The sequence below is a fragment of the Sphingopyxis sp. NFH-91 genome, assembly GCF_021401285.1.
GTDB lineage: Bacteria > Pseudomonadota > Alphaproteobacteria > Sphingomonadales > Sphingomonadaceae > Sphingopyxis > Sphingopyxis terrae_A.
Window position 1 is genome coordinate 977,341 of the sequence record NZ_JACBGA010000001.1, and the last position, 16,154, is coordinate 993,494.

Consider the following 16,154-nt stretch of genomic DNA (forward strand, 5'->3'; position numbering starts at 1 on the left):
GCGTCATGGATCTTGATTACGGGCCCGAATACGATGTCTTCCGCAAGCAAGTGCGGGCTTTCATCGAAGCGCACCGCCATCTCGCGCCGCCTTCTGCTGACCGGGCGGCCCGACCTTCGTCCAAGGCAGTCGAATGGCAGAAGCTGTTGATCGAGCATGGGTATACCGCGCGAACGATCCCGCAGGAGTATGGAGGCTATGGAGCGGAGCCGGACATTCTCCAATCGCGCATCATCGCAGAGGAATTTGCGCGGGCCAGGGTGCCGGGCGGGCTTTCTAATCAGGGAATCTCGATGTTCGTGCCGACCCTGCTTGAACTCGGCACCGAGGAACAGAAACGGCGCTGGATCGAACCCACGTTGAAAGGCGATATCGTATGGTGCCAGGGCTATTCCGAACCCGGTGCCGGGTCGGACCTAGCCAACCTCAAGACCAGCGCGCACATCGAAAACGGCGAATTTGTTATCAATGGCCAGAAGATCTGGACCAGCACCGCCAAGCAGGCCGACATGATCTTTTGCCTGGTCAGGACCGAACCTGACGCACCCAAACATGGCGGCATTTCCTACCTGATCTTTTCGATGGACACGCAGGGCATCGAGGTTCGCCCCTTGAAGACGATGACCGGTCACGCCGAGTTCAACGAGACGTTCTTCACCGATGTGCGCGTCCCCATGCACCAGATCGTCGGCCAGCGGGGCCAGGGCTGGTTCGTCGCGAACGCAACCCTAGGCCATGAGCGCGGAATGCTGGGCGATCCCGACGCGCTCGAAAACCGGCTGCAGGCGCTGATCGCACTGATGCAGGAAGAGCGTTTGGGCCAGGGTCGCGCGATCGACAATCCGGTACTGCGCGACCGGCTAGTGGCACTTCAGGCCGAAGTAGCGGCGATGAAATACAATGGGATGCGCATCCTTTCGAACAGCCTTAGGGGAGAGCCGGGCGGCATGGCGAAGCTGATCGTCAAGTTGCAAAGCTGTGAACTCGCTCACCAGATATCCGCGCTGGCAATCGACGCCATGGGCGAACTGGGCATACTCTATCACCACAGCCCGCGTGAGCGGGACGGCGGGGCGTGGCAATGGAACTATATGTTCCAACTCGGTCTCATCATCGGCGGCGGGACCGCTCAGATCCAGAAGAACATCATCGCCGAACGCGGCCTTGAAATGCCACGTGAGCCGAACCCCGCGGACATGGCGCGACAGAAGCAGGGAGCAGACTGATGGACTTTGGACTTTCGCAGGACCAGCAGATGTTGCGCGACGCCGTTTCGCGGTGCCTCGCCGATACCAGCCCGCTCAGTCACGTCCGCGAATGTGCGGAGCGGGACAATCCGTTGAGCGACCAGGTGTTGCGCGCCCTCCACGATCTGGGCGTTGCCGGAATGCTCGTCCCCGAAGAGCATGGCGGGCTCGGCATGACCTTGCTCGACGCGGCGGTGGTGGCGGAACAGCTTGGCTATGCGGTCGCACCGGTGCCGTTTCTCGCCAGTCAGGTTCTCGCACCGATCGCCTTGCGCGAAGCTGGCAACGAGGAGCAAAAGGCCCACTGGCTGCCAAAGATAGCGAGCGGCGAGGCGCGTGTCGGTGTCGCGATTTCCGAGACGATCGAGGTGCGCGACGGCGCGGGAGTTTCCTCTGCCGGCGGGAAGCTCAACGGCACCGCCCTGTTCGCGCTCGATTTCGAAGGAGCTGATGCCTACGTCGTCGCCGATTCCGGTGGCAGGCTGCACCTTGTCGGTGCCAAGGCGTCCGGGCTGGAAGCTATCGCGTTGACGACCATCGATCGCACCCGTAGCGTCGGGGAATTGCGGTTTGACGGGGACGAAGCGGAACCACTGGCTGACGATGGCGGAGCTACAGTGGCCCGGCTGCGCGATGCGGGCCGCGTGATCCTCGCCGCAGACAGCCTTGGCGCAGGTCAGGCCATGATCGAAAGGGCTGTCGATTATGCTGGTCAGCGCGAACAGTTCGGCCGCCTGATCGGTAGTTTCCAGGCCGTAAAGCATATGTGCGCCGAGATGGCCGCGCGGCATGAACCGTGCCGTTCGCTCGTCTGGTACGCCGCCCACGCCTTCGACGCGGTGCCGAATGAGGCATCACTGCTTGCCTGCCATGCCAAATCGCACACGGCCGAGGTCTATCGATTTGTCGCACGCACTTCCACCGAAGTGCACGGCGGAATGGGATTCACCGACCTGCTTGGCCTGCATTACTGGTTCAAACGGATCGGATTCGACCGGCAGGTTCTGGGTGGGCCAGAAGCGGTCCGGGCGGAGGCTGCGGCACTTCAGGGCTGGACCAAAGCTGCGTGATGTTTCTTCCAAGGGAAGTGCGCCAAAGCCGCCACCCCGTTCGGAGAGGGGAACTAATGTGATCGACTGGAATCTCGGCGACATTCTCGACGCTATCGAGCCCGTCATGCCAAAGGATGCGCCGGCCCTGATACACGGCGACCGGATCATCACCTGGCCCGAAATGTCGGGACGTTCGAACAATGTTGCCCGCGCGCTCCGGCAGCGCGGAGCCGGCAATGGGGCCAAGGTTGCCTTTTATATGCGCAACCGACCCGAATATGGCGAGTTGATGGCAGCCTGCTTCAAGGGGCGCCTGATCCATGTGAACATCAATTACCGCTATGTCGCCGAGGAGGTCTTCTATATCTTCGACGATTCCGATAGCGAAGTGATCGTCTACAGCTCGGAATTCCGCGACTGTATCGTCGAGCTCAAGGATCGGCTCGAGAAGGTTCACACCTTTGTGGAAATTGGCGAGGCTTCGCAAATCGCGCCTTTTGCGATCCCTTACGAAACACTCGCGCAAGAAGGCGACGGATCGGCGCTCGGCATAGTGCGCTCTCCCGAAGATCAGCTCTTCATCTATACCGGCGGCACGACGGGCATGCCCAAGGGCGTGATGTGGCATCACGACCAAATGCGCAAAGCACAGCTCGAGGCCCAGAAGCTGCTCGCCCCCGTTCCTCAGACACTCGAAGAACACGTCGCGTTGATCACAAGTCAAGGGCCCGGCAACCGCACCCTGCCATCCTGCCCGATGATGCACGGGACCGGCTTCATCACCGCGATCGGCACACTTATGTCGGGCGGCGCCATCGTTACACTCGCAGACTCGTCCTTCGATGCGACGGAGTTGTGGGAAACAGTTGATAAGCATAAGGTGCAAAGCATCGCAATTGTGGGCGATGCCTTTGCCAAGCCAATGCTGCAGGCGCTGGACCGGAATCCCGGCCGCTGGGATACCAGCAGCCTCGTCACCATCGTTTCATCCGGCGTGATGTGGAGCAAGGAAGTCAAGGCTGGGCTGTGCAAGCATATCCCCCAGGTGGTGCTGATGGACAGCTTCGGCGCTTCCGAAGGGCTCGGCTTCGGCCGCTCCATCACAACCGCGCAAGGGGGCACCAACACCGCGAAATTTGCGATTGGCGAATTCTGTCATGTCTTTGATGAAAACGACCAGAAAGTGACGCCGGGAAGCGGCGTACCGGGATTTATCGCCCTCATGGGTGCGATCCCAGCGGGTTATTACAAGGATCCCGAGAAATCCGCCAAGACCTTCCGCACAATCGATGGGGTCCGCTATTCGATTCCGGGCGACTGGTGCACGGTCGAGGCCGATGGCAGCCTGACCTTGCTGGGCCGTGGCAGCGTTTGCATCAACACTGCTGGCGAGAAAGTTTACCCCGAGGAAGTCGAGGAGATTCTCAAGACCCATCCCGCGATTGGTGACGCGCTGGTCGTGGACGTGCCAAACGAAAAATGGGGTCAGGCCGTCACCGCCGTCGTCCACCTCAGCGGCGACGTTGCGTTCGACGAGCAAGCCGTCAAGGATCATGTGCGGGGGCAGTTGGCAGGCTACAAAACACCGAAGGCCATATATCCAACGAAGATCCCCCTGCGCGCATCGAACGGCAAGGCCGACTATGCAACGGCGAAGGCAATTGCCGAGAGCCTGACTGCCGCTTCATGACGAATCAGACTTCGCCCGATTATGACGCTGTGATCATCGGTGCTGGCTTCAGCGGGATCTACTTGCTCCACAAGTTGCGGGACGCCGGGTTCAACGTGCTGCTGGTCGATGCTGCGACCGATCCGGGCGGCATCTGGCACTGGAATTGCTATCCCGGCGCACGCGTGGATTCGCAGATTCCGCTCTATGAATTCTCGATCCCCGAAGTGTGGCGGACATGGACTTGGAGTGAGCGCTTTCCCGGCTGGGAAGAACTCAGGGCCTATTTCCGCCATGTCTGCGATACGCTGAACCTTTGGCCGCTGATGCGGATGGGATCGAGGGTCGAAAGCGCCGATTTTGATGCAGGGCGGGGACTATGGAATCTACAGCTTGAGGGCGGGCAATCCGTATCGACACGCTTCTTGCTCCCAGCCCTCGGTTTTGCGTCGAAGCCGTATATCCCCGACATTCCGGGCATTGAGGATTTCGAGGGCGAATGGTGCCACACGGCGCGCTGGTCGCAGGAGGGTATTGATCTCGATGGGCGCAAAGTTGCCCTGATCGGAACCGGAGCGAGCGGTGTGCAGGTCGCCCAAGAAGCAGCCAAGCGGGCTGAAGCGCTGATCCTGTTCCAAAGAACCCCGATCCTGGCCCTGCCGATGCGGCAGGAGCGGCTGACGCGGGAGGATCAGGAACGCGAAAAGCACAGCTATCCTGCCCTTTTCGAACAGCGCAGGCAGACGAGCGGAGGATTTGAAAGCCAGTCACTTGAAGTCTCGGCGCTCGAAGTCGACGAGATTGAGCGCAATGCCCACTTCGAAGATTTATGGCAGCGAGGCGGATTGAGGTTCTGGTACCACAACTTCGCCGACTTGCTTACCAATCGCGCAGCCAATCGCCACGCCTACGATTTCTGGCGCGACAAGGTTCGCGCGCGGATCGCCGATCCCGATCTGGCCGAGAAACTCGCCCCATCCGAACCGCCGCATCCGTTCGGCACGAAGCGACCTTCGCTGGAACAGGGATATTACGAGATTTTCGCGCAGGACAATGTTGCGCTGGTTGATCTGAAGGCAAACCCGATCACCCGTGTCGGGCCGCACGCAATCACAACCGCAGACGGCGAGGTCGAATGCGATCTCATCGTTTTCGCCACCGGCTTCGACGCGGGGCGGGGCGGGTTGATCGACATGAACATCACCGGCAGGGGCGGCCTGTTACTGTCGCAAGCTTGGGACAACGGGCTGCGCGCCTATCTGGGAATGGCGGTATCGGGTTTCCCCAACATGCTGTTCGCTTACGGACCCCTGAGCCCCTCGGGTTTTTCCAACGGCCCGACAAGCGCGGAAATGCAGGGCGACTGGATCTGCGATTTCATGGTCTGGCTGCGAAACAACGGTTACGATCTTTTCGACGCCGATCCGCAAGCAGAGGCGGACTGGACCGAAATGGTCGCTCAGGTTGGCGCTATGACGCTCTTTCCCGAAGCGGACTCCTGGTACATGGGCGCAAACATCCCGGGTAAGAAGCGCCAACTCATCAATTTTCCAAGCGTGTCGACCTATGCTGCGATTTGCGGCGATGTGGCACGCGATGCCTACCGCGGCTTTGCCGCCAGCACACCAGCGAACAAGGACAGCGCAACCTGATGAATGAGATGTTCAGAATAAGTGACTTTCCAGTGGACATTGATCCTGTTTGGGCTGGCGACGGCTCACATCTGCCCGAATGGTTCGTGTCGGCGCTCAAGGTGCCCCGCGAAGAAGGTTATGTGGAAATAGATGGGGCCAAGGCGCACTATTTCCGCTGGGGTGACCCCAGCAAGCCCAAGGTATTGATGACCCATGGCTTTCTGGCACATGCGCGCTGCTTTGCCTTCATTGCACCGTTTCTGGCAGAAGATTATGACGTGGTGGCGTTTGATCTGGCCGGCATGGGCGACAGCGACATGCGTGGTCGCGCCGACCTCTTGGCGAGAGGGGGCGAGTTTCGCGAGATTGCCGAGGCGCTGAATATGTTTGCGGATGGCCAAAAGCCGACAATCATCGCGCACAGCTTCGGGTCGGGCGCAGCCCTGACAGCCGTGACCCAGTGGCCCGAGGCCTTTGCCGGAGTGGTGGTTTGCGATCTCATGATCATGCGGCCCGCTCTCCTGGAAGAGTACTGGAACCTCAGGCGGTCAAGCCCTGGTTCCGGCGATCCGGACAAGCCCAGCAAGCGTTATCCTTGCTATGAAACGGCACGTAAGCGGTACATCCTTTCCCCGCCCCAGCCGGTCGGCGAGCCATTCCTTCTGGACTACATGGCCTATCATTCCCTGCGACAGGATGGAGACGAGTGGACGTGGAAGTTTTCAACCGAGGTCTTTCGGAGGAGCAACAAGCCCAACGAATGGCTCACCATGGGCGAGCGTCTGGTGCAGGCACCGGGCCGGAAGGCCATCGTGCACGGCGGTATGAGCCAACTCTTCACCCCGGAATCGGCCGAATACGTCCGCGAGCTGGGTGGAGGTGACATTCCGATCATCGCGGTGCCTGAAGCCCGTCACCATCTGATGCTCGATCAGCCTTTGGCCTTTGTAACCGCACTCCGCAGCATTCTTGCCCTTTGGGATACGCACACTGCACCGCCACTTGCAGCCTGATCCTGGTTGTCCTTCGCCCCGGGTTCCCGCAGGTGCGGTGCTTGCCAGACCTTGCCTGCCGGGAAAGGGAGCTGCCACTCAGCGTTCGCCGGCCATGCCGTTGCGGCGTTCAAGCCATCGTTCGCGCCGCACCAGATAGAACGGGAAGGCGAAACAGTGCCAAGCAGCGAAAGCATGTAACCGGTGTTTTCAGGCCACGGTGGACCATGGCATGAGTTGGGCGAGATTGTTGGCGGGATGACCGTTGGCAAGTTTCACGAGGGTCTGGGTCATCCACCCGTGCGGGTTGACGCCGCTGATCTTGCAGTTTTCGATGAGCGTGGCGATCACCGCCCAGTTGTCGCCGCCTTCGTCGGAACCGGCAAACAGGGCATCTTTGCGATTCAATGCGAGGGGGCGGATCGAGCGTTCGACGGTATTGGAGTCGAGCTCGATGCGGCCGTCGTCGATGAACCGGGACAGTCCATCCCAGCGGGTGAGCGCATAGCGGATCGCCTCGCCGAGCTTGCTCTTGGCGCTGACTTGGCGGCCAGGGGCGGCAAGATATTGATGAAGATCACCGACGATGACGCGGCTGCGTTCGGTCCGAGCGGCACAGCGTTGCTCGGCGGGTGAACCGCGCACCTCGTCCTCGACACCATAGAGCAAGGCAATGCGGCGCAGCACTTCGGTGGCGACCGGCGACGTGTCGGCCAGTTCGTAGAACTTGCGGCGGACGTGCGCCCAGCAGAAAGCGAGCCGGATCTGCTGGCGCCGCCGGGCGAGCGCGGCGTAGCCGCCATAGCCATCGACCTGCAGGATGCCCGCGAAATCACCAAGGTGCGTGTGAGGGCGTTTTGCCTTGCGATCTGGCGCATAGACATAGGCAACGATCGGCGGATCGCAGCCGCCCCATGGTCGATCATCGCGAGCATAGGCCCAGAGCTGTCCTGTCTTGGTCGGCCCGCGCCCGGATCGAGGACCGGGGCGGTTATCTCGTCGGCGAACAACCGCTCGGATCGTCGTAGCTCGTCGAGAATGTGGTCACGCAAGGGGCGCAGATACCAGGCCGCTCGCCCGACCCAGTCGGCCAAAGTGGATCGGTCGAGCCGGATGCCCTGCCGGGCGTATATCTGGGCCTGCCGGTAAAGCGGCAGGTGATCGGCATACTTGGATACCAGCACCTGGGCGATCAGTGCCTCGGTGGGAGTACCGCCCTCGATGATCCGCGCTGGCGCCGGAGCCTGCACGATCGCGCTCTCGCACGAACGGCAGCCATAACGCGGCCGCCGGGTGACCAGGACGCGGAAGGTGGTCGGCACCACATCGAGGCGCTCGGCCACATCCTCGCCGATCTTCCGAATGTGCCGATGGCAGGATCACACCCTCGGCCTCAAGCTGTTTACGCAAATCCCGCCGCCAGGCGTATAGCTGCGAGGGATCCAGCCCATGCCGGCGCGCCACAGGACTGACGCCCTTGCGGCCCGAATAGCACTCCGCGACAATCGAGGCCTCCACCTCGGGCGGCCACTCCCGCCGCTTGCCCGCGCCGATGAACACCTCAAGGCGGCGCGCCAAGCTGGCCGCCGGACGCCCACCCAGCGCCAGCCTAAGGTGATGTACGATAGAATCCAGGCGGGCCGTACGCCGGGCAAATGTTGCAGTCACATCTGGAGGAAAGCGTTCAACGAAGATCCGCGTGGTGCAGCGGGATGTGGCGCAGCGAAAACGCCGGGCGACAAGAGTAATCCGAACCGGTCGGCCATGAGAGAGTAGATCGGCGAGTGTACAGTGATATCGACTGTGGACACGCGCAGATGGGCGGCAGCAGTTCGGGTAAATCGAAACTCGAAATCGGGATCGCCGGGTGATCCGTATCTGATCGGCGGCATACTCGACCTTGTCGATCACCAATCCTGTTGGCGCAATGGCTTCGCGAAAACCTCTCCCATGCATGGCGATCTCCTCCTTCGGGGAAAAACTCGCCACTATCAACGCACTTGCACCAAAAGTGAGTCAGAGCCCCATTCTGGCGCTAATCCACATCCTAACGCGAAGGGCTCGGGCGCTTTAGCGTACGAAAGCCTCTGATGGGGGAACCCGCGTGGGCTCTGGGATTGAGCTATGGGATTTGTTTTGGCCTGGTCGGAAGGGCACCGTACATAGTTGCAAGACGACCCGGGCGACAGCGCGAGGCGCGAACTCGACCGTTATGATCGACGCTCAAAGCCTCCATTTGTCGTCCTTTGGCGGATGTGCGGCAACTCTCTGAGGCGATCGGCGCAAGGCGGCCCGTTGGCCAGCGCCGGGCGCGCGCGGTCGTTCTTGGGAATGGGGGCAATTGCCGCACTGGCCGAACTCGAACGCGTGGTCTCGACCTTATTGGCCTCGTCAACAGGACTGGGCCGCAATAGCTAGCAAGTTGCCAGCTCGAATTCGACGCTCATAAAATGATTACTCGGTCGGCGATTTTTCTGCCGGCGAGCTTGAAAAGCTGCGACTGCGATCGCGAGCGAATTTGCAACCAAAAATCGGCTTCCGATATCGTCCAGCCCTTGCCAAATTTTGTGATGGTTTCTATGATGGTTTCAGCGGTATCTCGTTGTTGATTGCATCGGATTTCCGCCGCTTTGATGCCCAGTTCAGTTCCTCTTCTGGGCACCATTTACTCATTCAGCACTGCTCGCGAATGGTTGCGTAACCCGCAGAAATCTGCCATTTTCAACGCCTGATCACTCGCCAGTGTTCGGCTCTATTCGGTACCAATCGGGGGCCTTTAGGGGCCAATATGGGGGCCCAGGCCCCCAAACAGGGGCCAAACTGGCGGGATTTTCGCAAACGAGGCCCCCATGGCGCTGAGCAATGTCCAAATAACCCAGGCAATTCCGAGGGATAAGGAGTACAAGCTCAGCGATGGTGGAGGCCTGTATCTGCTGATCCGACCAAATGGCTCGAAGCTCTGGAAGCACAAGCTGCGAATCAACGGGAAGGAGAAGAAGCTTTCCTACGGAGCCTTTCCTCTTGTCTCACTCAAGGAAGCGCGTCTCAAACGCGACGAAACCAAGCTGGCCATGTCGCGCGGGGAAGATCCCGTTCAGCAAAGGCGTGAGACGAAGCTCGCAGCGATGTTCAATGAAGCCAATCTGTTTCAGGATGTCGCTGAAGAGTTCATAGCAAAACGAGAGTCAGATGGGCTCGCGCCAGCAACGATTGCCAAGAATCGCTGGTTCCTGGAACTGCTGAAAGCTGACCTCGGTCGCCGACCTATCGCAACGATCAAGTCGACCGAGCTGCTTGCGGCGCTCAAGAAGATCGAAGACAGAGGGCACCGAGAAAGCGCACACAGGGCGCGTTCATTTGCCAGCCGCGTCTTTCGCTACGGTTGTTTCACACAGAGGTGCGAGAGCGATCCCGCGCACCTCTTGAAGGGCGCCCTCAAGGTGCCTGCGGTAAAGCATTATGCCGCAGTTACCGATCCTCAGAGACTGGGGGTCTTGCTGGACGACATCGATAATTACGATGGCTACCCCTCGACTCGTTATGCTCTGAAAATTCTTCCGCACGTCTTCGTGCGACCGGGCGAGCTCCGTCTGGCGCGATGGGAGGAATTCAATTTCGACAAGGCAGAGTGGCTCATACCAGCAGGACGCATGAAGAACAGATTTGAGCATCGCGTCCCCCTGTCACGCCAGGTGAAGGAAATGCTGCTTGAGTTGGCCGAGCTGCACGGGCGAAGAGACTTTGTTTTCAGATCGTTTCACGCTCGAGGTAAAACGATAAGCGCGAATACGACAAATCAGGCGCTTCGCCGTCTCGGCTTTAGTGGGGAAGAGGTCACCAGCCACGGTTTCCGAACGACCGCTTCGACACTTCTGAACGAAGCCGAGAAATGGTTTCCCGATGCGGTCGAACGCAGTCTTTCACATCTCGATGCCAACGCGATCAGGCGTATCTATAACCAGGCGCAGTACTGGAATACGCGCATTGAGATGGCGCAGTGGTGGAGTGACTATCTCGACGAGCTAAAATCGGCCGCGGCAGCCTCGCGGCTATCCAAAGGCAAGTAGAGAAGCGGGCTTTGCTTTTCGCTGCGGGCTGCCTCAAGCCACTCGCGTCCGGAAATGCCAGCCGAGCGCAGATGATCAAGGGTGAGGACGCTCGAGGCGGCAGCTGCTTCGCGTTGGCGGAGGAGGTCGATTTGTGGTCGAAGGTCTGCCTCGATTTCATCAATCTGCGCGGTCCAGTCAGCCGTTCCCATAGCCTCGTTGGAGCGAAGTGCCCTCTCGAGAACCAGGGGTGCAAGCTGAATACCACGTCCCATTTCAACGAGCTCAGTGGCGCTTCCATTGGCAGCCTCAAATGCTGCCAGCATGTCGTCAGATGCCATCCGTGACGAAACGCGCGTCATCGAGGCGAGCGCGAAGGCATCAAGGAACGGGAGGGCAGCAAGCGGATCATTTCCTTCCCGCTGGACCTCTAATGCCCGGCGCTTGAAGTTGTCCGCCAGAAAATGGGCTTCGCGAGCGATGGCGCGCCATTCGATCTCTGGTTGCGACAAGTTCCAGCACTCTTCCAGCTGGGCGAGCAGCGTTGAAAGCCGGGTAAGATCCTCGGCGATGCGCTCCTGTCGCAGTTCCCGAATATCGGCGCTCAATCTTGCCAGGGCAGGCTGCAACGCATCGATCTTGGTCTCGACGAGCGAGAGCTTTCGCATGAGGATGCCGGTGCCCGCGACCGAGACGCCTATGGCCGCAGCGCCAAGCGCAAGATTGGCGACCTGAAGCGATTGCACTACCCCGATGGCAGCTTTGATCTGTTCATTCTGGACCGCAGATACGGCATCACCGACCAGGCTGAGTGGTGCGAGGGGGCCTTGAGCAACTAGATTGCTTAGCGCCGAGGTTTCCTGGAGGTGTCCGACAATCCGCCCGGATGTTGTCGAGCGGATGATGGAGCCGAAGACCTGGTAATCGCCTGTACCGACTCCTGCGAGGAGCTCGGCGGGAACTTCCCGAAGGAGCACATTGGCAAGGATCGTCATGCGAACGATCGAGCTCGCTCGGCAGTCCGTTGATATTCGGAGGCCAGTTGTTCAAGGATCGAGGGGCACTCTTCGGTGCCCTGCAACAAGGCAGCCACGATAAAATCTCGATTCTTTCGCCTTAGCCGTGCTTCAACCTTAGACCAGAGGCGGCTGCCCTCCACTACACCGGTAGCAATTCCGAGAGCTGCAATAGCGCCGCCACCCACCACAACGGGCCAGCTGATGGCACTTGTGGTGACGAGCCCGAAATAGGCGGTCGTTGTTGTTATGGCGACGTAGGGGAGCGCAGCTGCGGCGGCAGTACCTGCGCCCAGGGGAATGACTGCCGCTGCAATATCACCTGCGCTTTCGAAGGAATTGCCGCTCGTAGGGGCGTCTTCGATGTTCCGGCTCCAGAGGGCACGTTCGCTGGCGAGCAATTGGAGAGCCTGGTTGGCTTCTTCAATCAGCATAAGTGCCAAGGGCTCGCCAACGGCTCTGATGCGCGGAGCAATCCTGTCTTTGAGAAAGGCATTCGGGTCGATCAAACCGTCCTTCCACCTGGCGGTCTTCAGATCCTCCTCGGCATGAAGCATGAGATCAGCGGCGGCCTGATTGAGTATGCGTGCAGCGAGCAGGGTCTGCTCTGAAGCCCACTCTTCGAACCGGTGATCTACAAACAGGCGAGCAAAGAGCTTCATTGCAGATTGGTTCTCCTCATCGCCTAACCATTCGCAGAATCATCAGAAGCATGCGCAATAACAGCGACTATCCCCGTATGGTCGCTCAGCCGCAACTGCTTGTCACGCTTTGGAAACTGCGCAGTCACTTTTCCCGTCAGACCAGGCGACACACAAATATGGTCGATGAGGGGCAGGCCCTTCTCGCACAACGTGTCCCTGGAGATCGGCGTCATCCCGTGGTTCAGGATATTGGTCTCAAGGCTCTGCGCGACATGCACGGGTTGCCGGAATCGAGGAATTGCCTGGTTGAAATCCCCGAGCACGATGGTGTCTGTCTCTGCCTCGTCTGCGAGGTGGGCACCGAGGCCATCAAGATAGTCGAGATGATCCTGCCATCGCGTGCGGTCGCGGCGTCCCGTTGAGACATGCGCGGCAGACCAGGGAATGCATACCCCAACGACTCTGACTTCGGCGCTCTCAAGGCTCAACGTGCCAGCCGCAAATCGGCCGGGCGGTAGATGCTTTGAACCAATGGCGTCACGCCGATCCCACTCGTGCCTTGTCCAGAGGATAACCTTTCGGCGGCCTTCGCGCAGCTGGTAGCCGTAATCTGCCTCGCTTTCGATGATGTCGCCACCTTTGGGCAAGTTGTCCGCGTGGCCTTCGGTCACACAGATGACGTCGGCTTTGCAGGCCGCGAGGCGCTCACGCATTTCTCGCCCTCTCGCCGATTGAGCCGGAGCCCATTCGAGGTTCCAGGTGGCAACGGTCAGGTTCATCTGCGTGGTCAGCTCAGTTCCCTCTTTTCATAGACGTCGGTGATCGACCTTCCGTCCCAGATGTAACAGATGTGCCGCTCCTGGCGGCAGTTTGATAGCATGCGCGGCCGGAAGACAGCTGCGCACTCGCCGCCTTCGTGGCGAACGCTCTGATAGGCAATACCATCGGATCCTCCTTCCCGAAGGTCGCGGGCAAGGTTCTGGGACATGCCGTAATCGGTGGGATGATAGTATTCGGGATGGCTCTCGCGCATGCCACGAAGGTCGTGCAGCGTCGCCTTGAGATCGACCGCATAGACCCGCATGTCGAGCTCCTGCGCGGGTTCATCGGTTGCTTCCATGAACTTCGCGCGGTGATAGGTGGTCTCGGCGATCGCTGTCTCCAGAGCGAGCGAGGCATAGAAGACGCCGAAGCTACCATCAGTGAAGCGGTCGCCCAGCGGGTTGAGATGCGTGAAGGCGGCCATGATGGGTGAAGTGCCGGGCCCTGCCACCCGATCTTCTTCAGGAACCAGCTGCAGGTTGCCGACCTCCTCTCGGAGTCGGTCATTGGTCATGGCTTCGATCTCGAAGACAGCGTCCAGATCGGCTGGATCAGCGACGTCTTCAAACAGGCCAATCGGCGGAAATCGGCTCGGGATGATGCGGTAGCAAGGCTGCCAGTTGGTTTCGCTGGTTGGGATGGTCACCGATTAACCGCGCTGTGCATCAAGATACTGGCGCACGACGAAGAGATCGGCGACATTTCCCGAGGTCATTCGCTCGATCGCTGGTCGACCACCAAAGAGGGCAATCTTGTTTGGCTTGTGAACCCACTCATTGGCTGTCCTGGGCAGCAGGATCTGCAGCGCCTTGTAAATACCCATGACATAGGAAATCCGCTCCAGGGCATCCTTCGGGATCGATGCAACCGCTCCGCGCTTCCACGACTGGAAAGTTGAGCGCTTGTCGAGACCAAGCAGGCTCATCTGCTCGGTTTCCTTGAGGCCCCAGGCTTCGGCAATGCGAAAGAAGGTCCGCAAGGCAGGACCGGTCAGGTCCTTGCGCTTCGACGCGGCGACGGGTTTTGCAGATGCCATGCCACTATCTCCTTCTTCGTCAATGTACGAATTATGATCCAAATGTCAATTAGTGATTATAAAATGAACGGAAAGGTGCTAAGTGCAATTTGAGCTCAGGAAAGCCTGGCAGGCTGCGGCCGCCGCGATGGTCGGTGAAAGTAAGTCAGGCTGGTGCAATTGCGCTTGAGTTGCGCGGCGAGTTTGGAGATGACTGGAAGAATGTTGCAAGTGACTGAAATGGAAAAGGCAATTTGAGCGGCGAGCGAGACATCAAGTCGGCCTTATGGAATGCCGCCGATACGCTTCGCGGTTCGGCCGTCGATCGGACTGACTGGAAGGCGTACATTCTCCCGCTGCTCTTCTTCAAACGGATTTCGGATGTCTGGAATGAGGAGACTGCGGAGGCGGGCGAGCTCTACGGTGAAGCTGATCCGTCGCATTTCCCGGAGATCCATCGGTTTCAGGTGCCTGAGGGGTGCCACTGGAATGATGTGCGCGAGGCTTCCTCCAATGTTGGCGCCGTGCTTCTGCACGCGATGCGCGAAATCGAGCGCGCCAATCCTGATACACTCTTCCGCGTCTTCGGCACCGCTGACTGGGGCAACAAGGAGAAGTTCTCCGACGAGCTCCTGAAGGATCTCATCGAGGGGTTCTCCGAGATCGAGCTCGGGAATTCGCAGGTCGATACTGACGTATTGGGCGATGCCTACGAATACCTTGTCGGGAAATTTGCCGACGTTACCCGCCGCAACAAGGCGGGAGAATTCTACACGCCGCGCAGTGTGGTCCGGATGATGGTCGAGCTGCTGGATCCTCAGGAGGGTGAAAGCATCTACGATCCGGCTTGCGGGACGGGCGGCATGCTTCTGGCCGCGATCGAGCATGTCGAGCGGAAAGGCGGCGACCCGAGAACCTTCTACGGGAAGATCTTCGGTCAGGAAAAGAACCTCACAACGGCAGCCATCGCGCGCATGAACCTGGTGCTCCACGGCATCGAGGATTTCGAGTGTCCGCCGTCAGCGCCAATGGCACAGATTTGAGGTTGTGATTTAAGGAGGATTTGGGCTTCGTCGTAGTGACGAAGGAACGAAGATGAAGCCCAAATCCTCCTTGAAAAAATCGGCGCCGAAGGCCCCAGCGGAGCGGGTGGTGAAGGACATACGGCGTGCGACGCGCCGGCACTTCTCTGCAGAGGACAAAATCAGGATCGTGCTGGAGGGGCTGCGCGGCGAAGACAGCATCGCCGAGCTGTGCCGCAAGGAAGGCATCGCCCAGAGCCTGTATTACATCTGGTCGAAGGAGTTCATGGAAGCGGGCAAGCGTCGTCTGGCCGGCGATACCGCCCGAGCTGCGACCACCGGCGAGGTGCACGATCTGCGCCGCGAAACCCGTGCCCTGAAGGAATGCGTGGCCGACCTGACGCTGGAAAACCGTCTGCTCAAAAAAAGCATGATCGCGGATGGGGGCGACGAAGAATGAGGTATCCCGCATCTGAGAAGCTCGAGATCATCAGGATCGTCGAGCAGTCACATCTGCCCGCCAAGCGGACGCTGGACCAGCTCGGCATCCCCCGCCGGACCTTCTATCGATGGTATGACCGCTACCTCGAAGGCGGGCCGGAGGCGCTAGAGGATCGGCCATCGGCGCCGAGCCGGGTGTGGAATCGCATCGGCAACGATATCCAGCAGCAGATCGTCGAGATGGCGCTGGACGAGTCCGAGCTATCGCCCCGCGAGTTGGCTGTGCGCTTTACCGACGAGAAGCGCTACTTCGTGTCGGAATCGACGATTTACCGGCTTCTGAAAGCCCATGACCTGATCACCAGCCCGGCCTTCATCGTGATCAAGGCGGCCGATGCGTTCCACACCAAGACGACGCGGCCGAACGAGATGAGGCAGACCGACTTCACCTACTTCAAAATCATCGGTTGGGGCTGGGTGTATCTGTCGACCGTGCTCGACGACTTCTCCCGCTATGTCATCGCCTGGAAGCTTTGCACCACCATGCGCGCCGG

13 protein-coding genes and 3 pseudogenes are annotated in these 16,154 nt (G+C 59.7%); 8 read left to right on the forward strand and 8 right to left on the reverse strand.

What is annotated here, in order from left to right; translation table 11 throughout:
- Positions 1-5 precede the first annotated feature (5 nt).
- The 5 genes from L0963_RS04825 to L0963_RS04845 are packed head-to-tail and all read left to right on the forward strand — an operon-like array spanning position 6 to position 6,615.
- On the forward strand, positions 6-1,226 hold the full coding sequence (locus L0963_RS04825; protein WP_054588687.1) for an acyl-CoA dehydrogenase family protein: 1,221 nt from the start codon (positions 6-8) through the stop codon (positions 1,224-1,226).
- On the forward strand, positions 1,226-2,317 hold the full coding sequence (locus L0963_RS04830; RefSeq protein WP_054588686.1) for an acyl-CoA dehydrogenase family protein: 1,092 nt from the start codon (positions 1,226-1,228) through the stop codon (positions 2,315-2,317). Before L0963_RS04825 ends, L0963_RS04830 begins: the two co-directional genes overlap by 1 nt.
- A gap of 58 nt (positions 2,318-2,375) precedes the next feature.
- The gene (locus L0963_RS04835; protein WP_054588685.1) at positions 2,376-3,989 is read left to right on the forward strand and encodes an acyl-CoA synthetase; all 1,614 of its coding nucleotides are present in this window, start codon (positions 2,376-2,378) and stop codon (positions 3,987-3,989) included.
- The gene (locus L0963_RS04840; RefSeq protein WP_054588684.1) at positions 3,986-5,620 is read left to right on the forward strand and encodes a flavin-containing monooxygenase; all 1,635 of its coding nucleotides are present in this window, start codon (positions 3,986-3,988) and stop codon (positions 5,618-5,620) included. The genes L0963_RS04835 and L0963_RS04840 overlap by 4 nt, the downstream gene beginning before the upstream one ends.
- On the forward strand, positions 5,620-6,615 hold the full coding sequence (locus L0963_RS04845; protein ID WP_039575348.1) for an alpha/beta fold hydrolase: 996 nt from the start codon (positions 5,620-5,622) through the stop codon (positions 6,613-6,615). The genes L0963_RS04840 and L0963_RS04845 overlap by 1 nt, the downstream gene beginning before the upstream one ends.
- A 189-nt stretch (positions 6,616-6,804) precedes the next feature.
- On the opposite strand, the pseudogene tnpC reads toward L0963_RS04845, so the two are convergent.
- The 3 genes and pseudogenes from tnpC to L0963_RS04865 all read right to left on the reverse strand — a co-directional run.
- Positions 6,805-7,970 (reverse strand): annotated as a pseudogene (tnpC, locus tag L0963_RS04850) (IS66 family transposase); the annotation flags it as partial.
- Between the two features lie 22 nt (positions 7,971-7,992).
- Positions 7,993-8,550 (reverse strand): annotated as a pseudogene (locus tag L0963_RS19865) (transposase); the annotation flags it as partial.
- Positions 8,551-9,037: 487 nt separating this feature from the next.
- The gene (locus tag L0963_RS04865; RefSeq protein ID WP_137871680.1) at positions 9,038-9,259 is read right to left on the reverse strand and encodes a hypothetical protein; all 222 of its coding nucleotides are present in this window, start codon (positions 9,257-9,259) and stop codon (positions 9,038-9,040) included.
- A 184-nt stretch (positions 9,260-9,443) separates the two neighbouring features.
- On the opposite strand from L0963_RS04865, the gene L0963_RS04870 reads away from it, so the two are divergent.
- Positions 9,444-10,661 carry a tyrosine-type recombinase/integrase gene (locus L0963_RS04870; RefSeq protein ID WP_217372520.1) on the forward strand — a complete coding sequence of 406 codons (1,218 nt, stop codon included), beginning with the start codon at positions 9,444-9,446 and terminating at the stop codon, positions 10,659-10,661.
- Here L0963_RS04870 and L0963_RS04875 read toward each other — a convergent pair.
- The 5 genes from L0963_RS04875 to L0963_RS04895 are packed head-to-tail and all read right to left on the reverse strand — an operon-like array spanning position 10,604 to position 14,158.
- Positions 10,604-11,635 (reverse strand): hypothetical protein, encoded by a 1,032-nt coding sequence (locus L0963_RS04875; RefSeq protein WP_217372519.1) that lies wholly within the window; start codon positions 11,633-11,635, stop codon positions 10,604-10,606. The genes L0963_RS04870 and L0963_RS04875 overlap by 58 nt on opposite strands.
- Entirely contained in the window at positions 11,632-12,318 is a 687-nt protein-coding gene (locus L0963_RS04880; protein ID WP_217372518.1) for a hypothetical protein, read from the reverse strand. The genes L0963_RS04875 and L0963_RS04880 overlap by 4 nt, the downstream gene beginning before the upstream one ends.
- Before the next feature lie 23 nt (positions 12,319-12,341).
- Positions 12,342-13,079 carry an endonuclease/exonuclease/phosphatase family protein gene (locus L0963_RS04885; RefSeq protein WP_217372517.1) on the reverse strand — a complete coding sequence of 246 codons (738 nt, stop codon included), beginning with the start codon at positions 13,077-13,079 and terminating at the stop codon, positions 12,342-12,344.
- An 8-nt stretch (positions 13,080-13,087) separates the two neighbouring features.
- A complete protein-coding gene (locus L0963_RS04890) occupies positions 13,088-13,768 on the reverse strand; it encodes an RES family NAD+ phosphorylase (protein WP_217372516.1) in 681 nt (226 codons plus the stop codon).
- A 3-nt stretch (positions 13,769-13,771) separates the two neighbouring features.
- Entirely contained in the window at positions 13,772-14,158 is a 387-nt protein-coding gene (locus L0963_RS04895; protein ID WP_217372515.1) for an MbcA/ParS/Xre antitoxin family protein, read from the reverse strand.
- Positions 14,159-14,391: 233 nt separating this feature from the next.
- Between L0963_RS04895 and L0963_RS04900 the strand changes: the two genes are divergently transcribed.
- Together L0963_RS04900 and L0963_RS04905 are read left to right on the forward strand one after the other, a co-directional pair.
- Positions 14,392-15,180: a class I SAM-dependent DNA methyltransferase gene (locus tag L0963_RS04900; RefSeq protein ID WP_217372514.1), complete on the forward strand. Its 789-nt coding sequence runs from the start codon at positions 14,392-14,394 to the stop codon at positions 15,178-15,180.
- Between the two features lie 52 nt (positions 15,181-15,232).
- Positions 15,233-16,154, forward strand: a pseudogene (locus tag L0963_RS04905) (helix-turn-helix domain-containing protein); the annotation flags it as partial.